Origin of the sequence: Prauserella muralis (genome assembly GCF_003202285.1) — a bacterium.
Classification (GTDB): domain Bacteria; phylum Actinomycetota; class Actinomycetes; order Mycobacteriales; family Pseudonocardiaceae; genus Prauserella_B; species Prauserella_B muralis.
Map to the genome: position 1 here is coordinate 1,109,313 of NZ_MASW01000002.1, position 12,808 is coordinate 1,122,120.

Sequence of the window (12,808 nt, forward strand, 5' to 3'; positions counted from 1 at the left end):
GCATGTATCGACGGTTGCTGGGGGTCCCGTGCTGCTGCTGACACTGGGGGGATGAGGAGGCTGTCGCTCGCCTCTACTAGACGATTCGGGGAAGGTGGACCGAGGGTAGGCATGCGGAGCGCTGAGCGAGAACGGTGGTTTGGTCCTTATGTGCTTTGCCCGCTCTGCCGGAAGCATTCCAATACACGCAAACGACACCTGCGGGCGCGGCAGCGGACTTGCTCTCCAGAGCAACTCGTGAACCAACGCGGAGCAAATGTTGTCCATGGTGTTGTCCATGAACTGGCTCCGATCGACGCCTCTGATGCGGTTGCTCGGCCAATCGTTGGCCGCTCTGCCTGCGGTTTCTACTCCTGACGGGTGATTTTGCGGCCTCATAATCCCTTGGCCGCGGGTTCGAGCCCCGCCCGGCCCACGAAGCCTGTGACCTGGGCGTTCACGCACAGCAGTTTTTACTGTGCGAACCGCTCTGGCAAGGGCGTGCATGTGCGATGTTCCGGCCGAGCTGCTGCTTCGGCGATGCGGCGGCGTACTCTTCTCGCCTTGCTGCGCATGTCGCTGCTGGACGACGGTTCGTCGTGAGATCGCGGCGTACCTAGTATGCGCCTGGCAGGGTGAACAAGAGCCGATCCATTTGCGGCACCATGTCCTGGAGAAGCTCTTTGAGCTGCGTGTACCGCTGGCGTAGTACCTTCAGGCTGGCGGCCTGCGGCAACGGCAGCGGCCGCTGCGACGAGGGCAGCGCGCTCGCCAATGTGATTAGCCGATCACGTGCAAGGACACGCGCGGCCTCAAGCTGTGGTGGCGCCAGTTTTCCAAACTCGTCGTCTAGCCGGTTCCAGTACGTCGCGGCCACTGCCGAGTACGCCGCCCAGCCATTCTCGGCGGGTGCATCCTCGGTCAGGGCCGCGACGATTCGCCAGGTGAGAGTGATGTCCGGCTCCAGTATTTGCGCTCGGGCGGCGACGTCAACCGGATGCCAGGCCGCATTCCACGTCAGGCCCACCAGCAGGCAAGTAACGCGGTAGTCGACCCCGAGCGTCTTTTGTTGCGGGGGTACACCCGCTGGCGCCGGCGTGGTGGTGGAATGCGTCGTCCGCACGTCGTTCAGGTGGTGGTGTTGGCGGTGGCCATGCCGAGCGTGGCGCAACCTTCGAGGAGTTTGTGGTCGCCGCTGGCTACGATGAGGTCGTGATCGTTGAGTTGCTCTGCGGATGCGGCGTGTACGGCGTCGTAGCCGCGTAGGGCGAGTGTGTGGGCGAGGTCGGCGGCGCGGTGGATGGTGCTTTCGCTCACTTCGACGATGTCGAACTCCTGCCAAAGCTGATTGTGCAGCCGCAACGCGGATGTGTGCTGCGCGTTGGTGAGCCGCCCAAGCCGCAATGCCTGGGCGAGTGCGGCGGCTGCTTCGACGTAGAGCAGGCGTGAGGTGACCACGGAGTCGGCGTCGTCCCAGAGGCGGCGGCAGAAGGGGCTGCTCGGTTCGTCGACGAGTAGTGGCACGAATGCCGAGGTGCCGAAGTAGGTGATCACCGGCGCTGCTCGGCGACGAGGTCGCTCACGGATCCGGTGGCCTTGATCGGCTTGGGAGCCCGACGCTTCCGGCGTGTGGCAGGTTGGACGCGGCCTTCTGCGATGAGCCGTTCGAGCGCATTCGGCTGGTCGACGGGCACGATGCGCGCGATGACGGTGCCGTGGTCGGTGACGGTCACTGTGTGCCCTTTCCGGACCTCCGCAAGGTGGCGGCTCAGCCCGTCCCGTAGTTCACGGACACCGATGCGCATAACTACTCCTGTGGTCACAATTCCTATCTTCAATGTAGCCACAAATGCGGTGGGAGTCAACGTGGCAACACGCCGTCAAGCAGGCTGGCTCGAACAGCAAGGGATCGGGGCACTCAAGCTCGTCGTGACATGCGTTCTCGCTGCCCAGCACAACGTTGATCGTGTGAGCACTCATAACCCCTTGGCCGCGGGTTCGTGCCCCGCCGGCCCACCCTTGCGACCAGGCAAAGCCTCGCGGGCTCCCCGTGATCATCACCTGTCCGTTGACGCGGCGTGGCTGGCGGACTTGCCGCAACCCACGGGTTGTGTGCTACCGGGATCATCGCGCGCGCAGAGCGCCGTGACGGTCTGCAGCGCGATGTCGACCGAGGCGTGGAGTTCGTCGCGCTCGGCGCCGGCCGCGGCGTGGACCGCGAAGCCCTCGCTGAGCACCATGACGAACCGCGCCAGTGCCCGGGTGTCGACCTCGTCCGGGAGGTCACCGTCCTGCACTGCTCGCGACAGGCGCTCTGCGAGCGCGCGTTCCGTGGCGGCCCGGCCGGCGGCGAGGATCTCCGAGACGCCGGCGTTCTCCGGTGAGCAGGCCAAGCCACCCTGGATGGAGAGGCAGCCGCGGGGTGATCGTCGGCAGTCAGGGCGTCGACGCTGCCGCGCAGGAAGCTTTCGATGACGGCGTACGCGGTCGGCTGTTCCACGGCGTCGCCGGTGTAGGCCACTTTAGTCTTGCGGTAACGGTCGAAGGCGCGTTGGAACAGCTGCTTCTTGCTGCCGAACGTCGCATACAGGCTGGGCCGGTTGATGCCCATGGCGTCGGTGAGGTGGGTCATCGACGTTCCTTCGTAGCCGTGCCGCCAGAAGACCTCGACGGCGCGGTCGAGGATTGTCTCCTCGCCTCCAGGATCGCCAAGGCCTTCACCCACATCCAGGCGTCGGCCTTGCTCACCGCCGGGCGAACGGCCGGTGACCCCGACCGGCTGGCGCTGTCGGTCTCGAGCGATTTTCCCGATGCCGTCGCGCTCGTGACCCGGCTCTACGACGAGTTCGGCTTCGACACCGTGGACAACAGTCCGCTGCGTGAGTCCTGGCGCACCACGCCAGGTCAACCCGCCTGGAACCGCCACGCCCAGCAGGACCGCGCCAAGCTGGCCCGCAATCTCCGCAGCGCCCGGTTCGTCGCCCACGCACGTCCCTGACCACCTGACCCGGGGTCGATCGACACCGATGCCAACCCCGCTGACGGGCCGGTCGCGCCAGCGATGCTCGGCGTCATGGCGAGCGAACGCTACGGCACCGCAGCCGAGATCGGCGCCTTCGTGTGCTACCTCGCCGGGCCCCACGCCGACTACATCACCGGCTCCGGCCGGAACATCGATGGCGGCTTCACCGCCTGACGCCCACCGCTGCGAGCCACAACGCATTACTGTCGGGCGCCACCCACCATGAGTTCATGCTGATCGACGAAACTGAGCAACGGCTTGTGGGCCTCAGACCTCGCCGTTCCCGGGCCGCGGCACCAGCCGGTGATCACGGCCGAAGGCTAGACTCACTTCCGTGTGCGTGCGCTGGACAGCCGGGATGCCGCCATGCGCGTGATCGCTCGGGACGGTGAGCACGAGATCGAGATCCACCGGTCGCGGTTCCGGTGCGTCGTGGCACGGATCGGCGACCTCGAGGCAGCGTCCGCGACGATCGCTCGCGTCCGCAAGGCGGGGCCCGGCGCCCACCATCACTGCACCGCGCTGCGGATCGGCGATCCGGACTCGGGCATGCTCATTGCGCGCAGCAACGACGACGGTGAGCCCGGCGGGACCGCGGGCGTCCCCATGCTCGAGGTGCTGGCCCGGCGCGAGCTGACCGACGTGGTCGCCGTCGTGTCGCGCTGGTTCGGTGGCATCAAGCTCGGTGCGGGCGGTCTCGTCCGGGCCTACTCCGGAGCGCTGGCCGAGACACTGGACCTCGTCGGCCAGTTGCGACGCGTCCGCCATCGCGAGCTGCTGGTCACCGTGCCGCACGACCGTGCAGGGCGGCTCGGGCACGACCTGCGCAACTCGCCGTACCTGCTGCGCGAGGTCGAGTACGGTGCGGACGTCACGTTCACCGTGGCCGTCGCCGACGCCGACGTGGACGCCTTCGAACACTGGGTGGCCGAACGTTGCGGCGGCGAGGCGGAGGCGGTGGACACGGGACCACTCGACCTCTACCTGCCATGACCCGCACCGGGGCCCAGCGCTCCCGCTGGAGGCCGCGGGCGCCTTGCGGGCCATGGGCTCGCAAGGCGCCGGTCGCTGTTGTGGGGCTCAGTGTCCTGCCTGCGCGCCGTGGGGAGACAAGCCGAGCAGGGGCAGCCACACCGTGTCCACGATCTCGACGATCGTCTCGTCGGGCACCGCTTCCATGCTCATCAGCATGTCGTGGCGCACCAGGTCGAAGGGCAGATTCACCACGCGTTCGGATCGTGGCACATCCGCAAGCTCGCCGCGCTCGATCGCGCGAGCGACGAGCGTCGCCAAGGGGGGCGTCTGATCCGCGGAGCGGAGGCGGCGGCGCAGGTCGCTGAACGTGGTGCCGGTCTCGCGGAAGTAGTCCGCAAGCTGGATGCGCAGGAGTATCAGCGTGCGGGCTCGCTCGGCGTTGACCGCGCGCAGGAACGTGAGCGCGTCCTGGCGCAGGCTGCCGGTGTCGGGGATGTCGAGTGGACGCCAGTGCCGGGCGATTGTGGCGAGCAGCAGGTCCTCGCGGCGCGGCCAGCGCCGGTAGAGCACCGGTTTGCTGGTTCCGGCGCGCGCCGCGACGGCCTCGAAGGTGAGGCCGTTGTAGCCCTGCTCGATCAGCACCTCCCAGGCGGCATCGATGATCGCGTTCTCCAGGGCGGCACCCCGGCGCCGGGTCGGAGTGGTCTCCGAACGTCGCTGGCTCATCACTACCTCCTGAGGTGCCGTCTTCCCGACAATTAGAGTCGCTTGCGTATCTTAACTCGTCGGCGTACGCTCGGATCATAAGATACGCACGAGTATCTTATGACAGTCGCACACGACGTAAGGAATGCACACATGTCCATGGTCAACGCTGCGTTGGTGGAGTCCTTCGACGAGCCGCCGCACTTTCGGTCCATTCCCGCGCCCGAGGCCGCCCCCGGCCAGGAGGTGGTGGACGTTCTCACCGTCGGCGTCCACCCCGCTACGCGAGGCATCGCCGCGGGCAAGCACTACACGAGCCCCACGACGCTGCCCGCACTGGCCGGAGCGGACGCTGTCGTCCGCAGGGCGGACGGCAGTCTCGCCTACGTGATGATGCTGGGCGCCGGCACCCTGGCCGAGCGCATCGTCATCGATCCGGCCGCCACGATCCCGGTCCCGGACGGAGCCGATCCCGCGGTCCTGGCCGCGACCATGAACCCCGCCCTGTCCTCCTGGGGCGCACTGCGCACCCGCGTGCCTTTCCAGGCCGGGCAGTCGATCCTCGTGCACGGCGCCACCGGCAACGCCGGGTCGATGGCTGTCAAGGTCGCCAAGCACCTCGGCGCCGGGCGAGTGATTGCCGCCGGACGCAACCGCTCCCGCCTCGAGGAACTCACGGCCGAGGGCGCGGACGACATCGTGGCGCTCACCCACGACCAGGACGCCACCGCGGCTGCGCTCGCCGAGGCCGCCGCGAACGTCGACGTGGTCTTGGACTACGTGTGGGGGCCGCCGACCGAACTCGCCATGCGTGCCGTCCTCGGGGCGCGTACCGAGCACACCCGCCTGCTCGACTGGGTGCAGATCGGCGGCATGGGCGGAGACGAGATCACCCTGTCCGGGCACGCGTTGCGCTCCAACGCGTTCCGCATCCTGGGCAGCGGCTTCGGCTCGGTGGACATGCAGGTCATGCTGCGGGAGTTCACCGAACTCGTCGCCGCGATCGCCGCGGGCGGCATGGCCGTGCGCCCGCACCCGTTCCCGCTCGAGAAGGTCGAGCAGGCGTGGGCCCACCAGGATGCACCCGGCGAGCGCGCCGTCATCGTCCTGTGACCCACGCGCGCCGGGTCGCCATGGACATCGCTGGTGGTGCGGCAGGGACGTGCCGAGCTGACGATCACTCCGCTGAGGCGACGCTCTGGCGCCGGTTGGCCTTGAAACGTGCCTTCTTCTGACGATTCCCGCACGTGTTCATGTCACACCATCTGCGGGTGCGGCTCTGGCTGGTGTCGAAGAAGGCGGCCCGGCAGGTTGGCGACGCGCACAAGGCCAGTCTTCCGTCGCGTTCGCCCGCGATGATGTCGATCGCGTCGGCGGCGATCACGCCGAGGGCGTCCTCCACGCGGGAAGGCGAGCCTAGCCGCCATTGCCGGTTGCCCTCGGGCGTCAGGACAGCCGCCGCCCGGCCCTGAGCGCTGCAGTCGTTGATGACGTGGAGAGCACGCGCGGGGAGAGTGTCGTGGATCGCCGCCGCTGTCGCGGCGGCGTGAATCGCTTCCCTCAGTTCCCGTGCACGTTCGAGCTGGGCGGTGGTGCAGGAGTCGACGGCGAGGCCGTTCACCGCCAGCCAGTCGGCGAGACGCTGGGGCGTGGGAATGCGCTCGACGGCCTCGCCACGGCGCTCCGTCAGAGTCGCCGTGAAGCTGGTGGCCAGCACGTTGCCGAGGCGGAAGTCAGGGAACTCGGCACGCATGGAACCACCTTAGCAGGTTGCCAGTAGGCATCACCCGTGCTAGAACCGTCTTAGCCGGTTCGCGACGAGGTGGCCGGTTCCGCGGAGGCCAGGAGGTCCCATGTCCGGTCCGACCAGCGACGTACAGGCATTCGAAGCGCACGCATCCGACGCCGACCTCGACGATCTGCGCGCGCGACTGGCCGCAGTGCGGCTGCCGGAGGCGGAGACCGTCTACCGCCCCGTGCCCGACCCCCGCCGATGGGACCAGGGCGTGCCGCTCGCCGACCTCGTCGATCTCGTGAACTACTGGCGCACCGGGTATGACTGGCGGTCGTTCGAAGAGCGCCTGAACCGGATCGGCCAGTTCCGCACGACCATCGACGGTCTGGGAATCCATTTCCTGCACCGTCGATCCGCGCGCGCGGAGGCCACTCCGCTGATCCTGACGCACGGCTGGCCAGGCAGCATTGCCGAGTTCGTCGACGTCGTCGACGAGCTGGCGGATCCGGAAGACGCGGACGCGCCGGCGTTTCACGTCGTGGTTCCCTCGCTGCCGGGCTTCGGCTACAGCGACAGGCCGGCCACCACCGGGTGGGGGACCGAGAAGACCGCGGCCGCATGGGTGGAACTGATGGGACGGCTCGGCTACCGCACATTCGTGGCCCACGGCGGTGACTGGGGCGGCAATATCACCACGGTGCTGGGCGGCAGGTTCCCGGCCCACGTCCTCGGCATCCACACCACGTTCGCGGAGGGGCCGCCCGGGTTGGCCACGGACGGGTTGACGGCGGTCGAGCGCAGATGGACCGAGGAAACCCGCGACTTCTACGAGGGCCCCCGCGGGGCGTACGCGAAGCAGCAGGCGGCCCGGCCGCAGACCATCGGTTACTCGCTCGTCGACTCACCCGTCGGGCTTCTGGCCTGGATCCTCGACAAGTTCGCCGAGTGGTCGGACACCGAAGACAGTCCATTCGAGACGATGTCCCGGGACAGGATCCTTGACGACGTCACCCTGTATTGGCTGACGCGGACCGGCGCATCCGCGGCCCGCATCTACTACGAAAGCCACAACGCACTCGATCCCGAACTCCGGGTCGACGTCCCGTCGGCCATCACCATCTATCCCCGCGACATCGAGAAGTGTCCCCGCCCCTGGGCGCAGGAGCGGTACCGGCAGATCGTCCGCTGGAGGTCGCCCGACGTCGGCGGACACTTTCCGTCGCTGGAGGTTCCCGAGCTCTTCGTCAGGGACCTTCGGGAGGGCCTCGCGGCGGTGCTGGCCGCCCATCGGTGAGTACGGCCGGGCGCCAGTACATCTGCGGACGTGTCCGCGACCGCGAAGCACGTCGACGGAACTCACCAGACGAGGCTCTCGCGCCGGTTGTCCGGTGGCCGCCGCTGCTGTCGTCGACGGCCTCGCGAGCACCATGATCGAAGGAGTAGCGGCGAGGGCCCGCGTCGCGGTGATAGCGTTGTGCTTGCAGCGGGACTAGAATGCTTGCATGTCGACCATTCATGTACGCGAGGTCTCGGAGGAGACCGTCACCACGCTGCGGGTGCGCGCCGCCCGGAACGGGCAGTCGCTGCAGGCGTATGTGCGTGGGCTCCTGGAGGCCGAGGCGGAGACGCTCACTCCGGACGAGGCGGTCGACCGCGCGCGAGAGATCGCGCAGCGGTCGGCGGTCACCGCGGATGACGTGGTGGCCGCCATCGAACAGGCGCGTGAGGCGCGCGAGTGATCGTTCTGGACACGTCGGCGCTGGTCGAGTTCCTCGTCGGCCGGGACGCCGTGGCGGAGAACGTGCGCGCTGTCACCGCGGGCGAGCGGTGGGCGGCGCCGTACGCCGCTGATCTCGAATGCGCCTCGGCACTGCACGGGCTGGTGCGCGGGGACAAGCTGGCCGCTGATGAGGCGTACCGGGCGCTGAACCTGTGGCGCGTCGTCAGCGTCAGGCGTTTCGATCATGTACCCCTGCTGCCGCGCATCTGGGAGCTGCGGCACAACATGTGGCCGTACGACGCTGCGTATGTGGCTCTGGCCGAGCTTCTGGATGTCGAGCTGGTGACGGTCGACGGCAAGTTCCAGCGGGTCCCCGGCGTGAAGTGCGTCATTCGCGATCTCCGGTAGCAGCGAGGACCGGCGCTCGTCCACCGCCGGGTCCCGATCACGACACGAGCTGGTCGAGCGTGCAGGCCGGGATCGCGATCCAGCCCTCCGTCCGGGCCCTCGATCGCTCGGTCTCGGTGGGTGTAAGGGTGAGCCCCAGGGCGGCGGCGCGGGCGATCAGCGCCGCGATCACCGCGTCCAGCACATGGTCGTGCCGCCGGCACAGGTGCTCGTGTTCGGACAGGTCGAGCCAGGGGGCCGCCTCCTGGAGTGCGGTGACGAGGCTTGCCAAGGCCGCGAGGTGTTTGCCGCCCTTGTAGCGGCGGTGGGGGAGGTGCCAGTGGTGGAGGCCGGCGGCGGGGTAGACCTCGACGACGGTTCCACTCCCGGCTCGATCGACAGTGTGTCCGCGCTCGGCCAGCAGGGACAACAGTCGCACTGCGCGCATCGCGGTGAGGCCGATCCGGTCCGTTGCCACGCTGAGCGGCACCAGGCCGGTCAGTGCCCGCACTCTCTCGTCGGTGTGGCGGTAAGCCAGCGACCGGCGCCACGCCGCGCCCGGCGGCTCGCTCGCGAGCCGGGCCACGTTCTCCCTCTGGGCGCGGAGGAAGTCGACGAAGGTGTCCGGCCAGCCGAGCGGGCAGTCGATGCCGGTCTTGCCGGCGCGCGCCGCATGGCGCAGCACCGCGTCGTCGTCAGCGGGGAACTCGGTGGCGACGATCCGCGCGCCGGACGAGTCCCATTCGAGCACGGCCACCGCGGTGGACGGTGGCTCCGTCGCGAGATCGACGCCGACGGTCCGCATGGCGCCCCATTCTGCCCGCCACGATCGCCCCCGTGGCCGGTCGGGCCGCGCGGCGGCGACGATCACGGGGTGGTGTCGTGGGCGAGCCGCTGGACGGTGGCGCTGGCGTGTACCGCGGCCCGGAACGCTGCGACGGTGCCGCGGCGCTCCCGTCTCCGGGACGCGATGGCGACGGTCGCGTGTGGTCCGTCCAGGGGCAGGTAGCGGACACCCGGATGCGGGAGAAAACGTGCCGCGGGCTCGGCGTGCACGCCGAGATGGCCGGAGGTCGCCACCGCGACCGGGATGTGGGTCGGCGAGCGCACCTGCACCTGGTTCCTGAAGGCGTGCCCGCCTGCCCAGTTCGCGAGCCCGGGCTGCCCGACCGGCACGACCCACGGGCGATCGACGGCGTCGGACTCGGTCAGGTGGTCGGCGTCGGCGAGCTCCGATTCCGCCGGGACCACCGCGTAGCGGCGCGTGTCCATGACCGACTCGACGACGAGGTCGTCGGCCCCGCCGACGTCGTGCACGATCGCGATGTCGACCTCGCCGGTCCGGACGGCGTCGTACTGGTTGGGCCAATCCAGTTCGACGTAGGTGAGCACGAGATCGGGGCGGCACCGGCTGAGGATGGAACGAGCCGCGGGCCAGCGATCGGCCAGCCCGAAACCCAGCACACCGACCCGGAGCACCGGCTCGGCGCGTTCGCCCTCGGCCGTCTCCAGGAGAGCGTCCAGCTGCGCCAGCACGCGGCGTGCGCGCGGCAGGAACCGTTCGCCTGCTTCGGTGAGCGAGACGCGGCGGCTGGTGCGCTCGAACAGCCGCGTCCCGAGCTCACGCTCCAGCTCCTGAATCCGGCGGCCGAACGGCTGGGCCGCGATGAAGTGCGCCCGTGCGGCGCGGCCGAAGTGCAGTTCCTCGGCCAGAGTGAGGGCATAGCGCAACGATCGGACATCCATGGCCCATCACCTCTTCCAGGCGGCGGCCGGATTGTAACCCGCGACGACGTTTCCGATCGCAACTGATTCGGCTCATGATCGCGGCCCTCGGTTCGGTGACGCTGGCCGGAGCAACGATGCTTCGGAGGTCGACGATGAGCTCACACCGCACCCTGGTACGCAACGGTCACGTGCTGACGATGGACCCCGACCTCGGGGACTTTCCCACCGGCGACGTGCTGATCGAGGACGGGGTCATCACGGCCGTGGGACCGTCCCTGCCCGTGGCCGACGCCGAGGTCCTCGACGCGACCGGGCACCTCGTGCTGCCGGGCATGGTCGACACACACCGGCACACCTGGCAGTCCCTGGTCCGCGGAATCTGCGCGGACTGGACGCTGGCGGACTACTACTTCGGCATCCGCCTCGGCATCTCCCCGGCCTACACCCCGGACGACGTCCGCCTGGGGAACCTGTACGGAGCCGTGGACGCGCTCAACTCCGGCGTCACCACCGTGCTGGACTTCTCCCACTGCAACAACACCCCCGACCACGCCGACGCCGCGGTGCGTGGCCTTCAGGAAGCCGGGATCCGGGCCGCGTTCTGCTACGGCTTCTTCGAAAGCTCTCCCGAGCAGACCCGCTTCGGTGACCACGCCGCCCGCGTCGCGGACTTCCACCGCATCGCCGACACGTACTTCGCCTCGGACGGCCTGCTCACGCTCGGAGTGTCGCTGTCGGAGCTGTTCGGCCTGCCGTGGGAGCACACCGTCGCCGAACTCGCCGCCGCCCGCGAGCGGAACGCCCTGCTCGTCAACCACGCGGGGTGCGTGTTCGGCAGTGTGCTGTGCACGGGGATCACCGAGATGGACGCGCTGGGCCTGCTCGGGCCGGACATGGTCCACGTGCACTGCAACACCTTCGGCGACGCCGAGTGGACTGCCGTCGCGCAGAGCGGGGGCAAGGTCTCGATCTCGGTCGAGACCGAGCTCAACATGGGCTTCGGGCGCCCGGTCTTCGAACGCTGCCGGCGGCACGGCGTCGCCCCGACCCTGTCCGCCGACGTGGTCTCGCTCAACAGTGGCGACCTGTGGCACGAGATGCGGTTCGGACTTGCCTGCGCCCGGGAGGACGTCCTGGGGCCCATCAACCGTGCGGGCGCGATGCCCGACAGCGTCCAGATCCGGGCGCGCGAGGCACTGCGGTGGAGCACCAGCAACGGCGCCGAGGCACTCGGCCTCGGCGACCGGATCGGGTCACTGACCCCGGGCAAGCGCGCCGACCTCCTGCTCGTCGGCGGTCCCGCGATCGAGCAGCACCCGCGGATCGACCCGTACGCCACCCTCGTCTTCCAGGCCACCGCGGCGGATGTCCGCACCGTGCTGGTCGACGGGCGGATCCTCAAGCGCGACGGGGTGCTGACCTCGACCGACCTGACCGCCCTCACCGCCGACGCCGACGCGGCCGCGGACCGCATCCTCGGCCGGGTGCGGGACGCCGGACGTGCGCTGCCCGGCACACCGGAGGGCGCTTGGGCCGCGATCGAGCCGACGGCACGGGAATATCAGCGCCAGGCCGCCGACGCCGGACGCCGCACCGCCGAAGGGGCGCGCCCGTGAAGTGGGTGACCTACGAGGCAGGCACAGGCAGGCGTACCGGGATCCTCGACGGGCAGCACGTCCGCGGCCTCCGCGCCGGCGTCAGCCTGCTGTCGCTCCTCGAGGCCGGCGAGCATGCCCTCGCTGAGGCAGGAATCGACGCCCGCCGCGCCCCGGACGAGATCCGTCCCCTCACCGAGGTCCGGCTGCTGGCTCCCCTCCCGCGCCCGCCCTCGGTCCGGGACGGCCTGTGCTTCCTTGACCACCTGCGCGGCTCCTACCGCGCGCTCGGACGCAGCGAGCAGCTGCACCCCGCCTGGTCGGAGGTCCCGGCGTTCTACTTCACGAACGCCGGGGCCGTCGTGGGGCCTCACGACGACGTGCCGGTCGCCCCAGGCAGCCGCATGTTCGACTTCGAGCTGGAGGTCGGCGCGGTGATCGGGCGAGGCGGCAGCGACCTGGCCCCCGCCACCGCCGAGCGGCACATCGTCGGCTACACGCTCTTCAACGACTGGACCGCGCGCGACCATCAGCTCCGCGACCTGGCATTGGGCCTCGGGATGGGCAAGAGCAAGGACAGTGCCGTCACGCTCGGTCCGGCGCTGGTCACCGCCGACGAGCTGGAGGAGCATCGCCGCGACGGCCGGCTCGCCATCGAGCTCTCCGCCACCGTCAACGGCGAGGAGCTCACCCGCGGCTCCCTCGACCGGATGGACTGGACGTTCGGGGAACTCGTGGCCTTCGTCTCCCGGGGCGTCGAGTTGTCGCCGGGAGAGGTGATCGGATCGGGCACCGTCCCCGGTGGTTGCCTGCTCGAACACGTCGACACTCCCGACCTGGCGGACGCCCGCTGGCTGCGGCCCGGTGACGTCGTCACCCTGCGCGGGCAGGGGCTCGGCGAGACCCGGCAGACCGTCGTCCCCGGCAGCGATGTCCTCCCGCTGTCCTCGGGGTTCTGAGCC

The 12,808-nt window shown here is 69.5% G+C and carries 17 protein-coding genes; 9 read left to right on the forward strand and 8 right to left on the reverse strand.

Features of this window, described 5'->3' with window-relative positions; all coding sequences use genetic code 11:
• Window positions 1-595: 595 nt before the first annotated feature.
• The 4 genes from BAY60_RS16395 to BAY60_RS37920 all read right to left on the reverse strand — a co-directional run bounded on the left by BAY60_RS16395 (window position 596) and on the right by BAY60_RS37920 (window position 2,372).
• On the reverse strand, window positions 596-1,102 hold the full coding sequence (locus tag BAY60_RS16395) for a hypothetical protein (protein WP_146771025.1): 507 nt from the start codon (window positions 1,100-1,102) through the stop codon (window positions 596-598).
• Window positions 1,103-1,107: 5 nt separating this feature from the next.
• Window positions 1,108-1,533 carry a type II toxin-antitoxin system VapC family toxin gene (locus tag BAY60_RS16400; RefSeq protein WP_112281784.1) on the reverse strand — a complete coding sequence of 142 codons (426 nt, stop codon included), beginning with the start codon at window positions 1,531-1,533 and terminating at the stop codon, window positions 1,108-1,110.
• The gene (locus tag BAY60_RS16405) at window positions 1,530-1,784 is read right to left on the reverse strand and encodes a type II toxin-antitoxin system Phd/YefM family antitoxin (protein ID WP_112281785.1); all 255 of its coding nucleotides are present in this window, start codon (window positions 1,782-1,784) and stop codon (window positions 1,530-1,532) included. Before BAY60_RS16405 ends, BAY60_RS16400 begins: the two co-directional genes overlap by 4 nt.
• Window positions 1,785-2,036: 252 nt before the next feature.
• Window positions 2,037-2,372, reverse strand: coding sequence for a hypothetical protein (locus BAY60_RS37920; RefSeq protein ID WP_245992534.1), 336 nt, complete (start codon window positions 2,370-2,372; stop codon window positions 2,037-2,039).
• Between the two features lie 257 nt (window positions 2,373-2,629).
• On the opposite strand from BAY60_RS37920, the gene BAY60_RS38505 reads away from it, so the two are divergent.
• The 3 genes from BAY60_RS38505 (at window position 2,630) to BAY60_RS16425 (ending at window position 3,994) form a co-directional block, all read left to right on the forward strand.
• Window positions 2,630-2,977 carry an NAD(P)-binding domain-containing protein gene (locus tag BAY60_RS38505; protein ID WP_342769772.1) on the forward strand — a complete coding sequence of 116 codons (348 nt, stop codon included), beginning with the start codon at window positions 2,630-2,632 and terminating at the stop codon, window positions 2,975-2,977.
• 63 nt (window positions 2,978-3,040) lie between these two features.
• Window positions 3,041-3,175: an SDR family oxidoreductase gene (locus BAY60_RS16420; protein ID WP_245992537.1), complete on the forward strand. Its 135-nt coding sequence runs from the start codon at window positions 3,041-3,043 to the stop codon at window positions 3,173-3,175.
• Window positions 3,176-3,367: 192 nt separating this feature from the next.
• A complete protein-coding gene (locus BAY60_RS16425; RefSeq protein WP_112281786.1) occupies window positions 3,368-3,994 on the forward strand; it encodes an IMPACT family protein in 627 nt (208 codons plus the stop codon).
• Between the two features lie 87 nt (window positions 3,995-4,081).
• On the opposite strand, the gene BAY60_RS16430 is transcribed toward BAY60_RS16425, so the two are convergent.
• A complete protein-coding gene (locus BAY60_RS16430) occupies window positions 4,082-4,702 on the reverse strand; it encodes a TetR/AcrR family transcriptional regulator (RefSeq protein ID WP_112281787.1) in 621 nt (206 codons plus the stop codon).
• Between the two features lie 132 nt (window positions 4,703-4,834).
• Here BAY60_RS16430 and BAY60_RS16435 point away from each other — a divergent pair, with 132 nt between their 5' ends.
• Complete coding sequence (locus tag BAY60_RS16435; RefSeq protein WP_112281788.1) at window positions 4,835-5,794, forward strand: quinone oxidoreductase family protein; 960 nt, start codon at window positions 4,835-4,837, stop codon at window positions 5,792-5,794.
• A gap of 64 nt (window positions 5,795-5,858) precedes the next feature.
• On the opposite strand, the gene BAY60_RS16440 is transcribed toward BAY60_RS16435, so the two are convergent.
• Window positions 5,859-6,434: a CGNR zinc finger domain-containing protein gene (locus BAY60_RS16440; protein WP_112281789.1), complete on the reverse strand. Its 576-nt coding sequence runs from the start codon at window positions 6,432-6,434 to the stop codon at window positions 5,859-5,861.
• Between the two features lie 100 nt (window positions 6,435-6,534).
• Between BAY60_RS16440 and BAY60_RS16445 the strand changes: the two genes are divergently transcribed.
• From BAY60_RS16445 to BAY60_RS16455, 3 genes are all read left to right on the forward strand, one after another.
• On the forward strand, window positions 6,535-7,710 hold the full coding sequence (locus tag BAY60_RS16445) for an epoxide hydrolase family protein (RefSeq protein ID WP_112281790.1): 1,176 nt from the start codon (window positions 6,535-6,537) through the stop codon (window positions 7,708-7,710).
• 208 nt (window positions 7,711-7,918) lie between these two features.
• The gene (locus BAY60_RS16450) at window positions 7,919-8,155 is read left to right on the forward strand and encodes a FitA-like ribbon-helix-helix domain-containing protein (protein WP_112281791.1); all 237 of its coding nucleotides are present in this window, start codon (window positions 7,919-7,921) and stop codon (window positions 8,153-8,155) included.
• The gene (locus BAY60_RS16455; RefSeq protein WP_245992540.1) at window positions 8,152-8,544 is read left to right on the forward strand and encodes a type II toxin-antitoxin system VapC family toxin; all 393 of its coding nucleotides are present in this window, start codon (window positions 8,152-8,154) and stop codon (window positions 8,542-8,544) included. Before BAY60_RS16450 ends, BAY60_RS16455 begins: the two co-directional genes overlap by 4 nt.
• A 37-nt stretch (window positions 8,545-8,581) precedes the next feature.
• On the opposite strand, the gene BAY60_RS16460 is transcribed toward BAY60_RS16455, so the two are convergent.
• On the reverse strand, window positions 8,582-9,328 hold the full coding sequence (locus tag BAY60_RS16460; RefSeq protein ID WP_112281792.1) for a DUF429 domain-containing protein: 747 nt from the start codon (window positions 9,326-9,328) through the stop codon (window positions 8,582-8,584).
• A 62-nt stretch (window positions 9,329-9,390) separates the two neighbouring features.
• Window positions 9,391-10,269, reverse strand: coding sequence for a LysR family transcriptional regulator (locus BAY60_RS16465; RefSeq protein ID WP_112281793.1), 879 nt, complete (start codon window positions 10,267-10,269; stop codon window positions 9,391-9,393).
• Window positions 10,270-10,403: 134 nt separating this feature from the next.
• Here BAY60_RS16465 and BAY60_RS16470 point away from each other — a divergent pair, with 134 nt between their 5' ends.
• Both BAY60_RS16470 and BAY60_RS16475 read left to right on the forward strand, forming a co-directional pair.
• The gene (locus tag BAY60_RS16470; RefSeq protein ID WP_112282423.1) at window positions 10,404-11,867 is read left to right on the forward strand and encodes an amidohydrolase family protein; all 1,464 of its coding nucleotides are present in this window, start codon (window positions 10,404-10,406) and stop codon (window positions 11,865-11,867) included.
• Window positions 11,864-12,805: a fumarylacetoacetate hydrolase family protein gene (locus BAY60_RS16475; RefSeq protein ID WP_112281794.1), complete on the forward strand. Its 942-nt coding sequence runs from the start codon at window positions 11,864-11,866 to the stop codon at window positions 12,803-12,805. The genes BAY60_RS16470 and BAY60_RS16475 overlap by 4 nt, the downstream gene beginning before the upstream one ends.
• Window positions 12,806-12,808 lie beyond the last annotated feature (3 nt).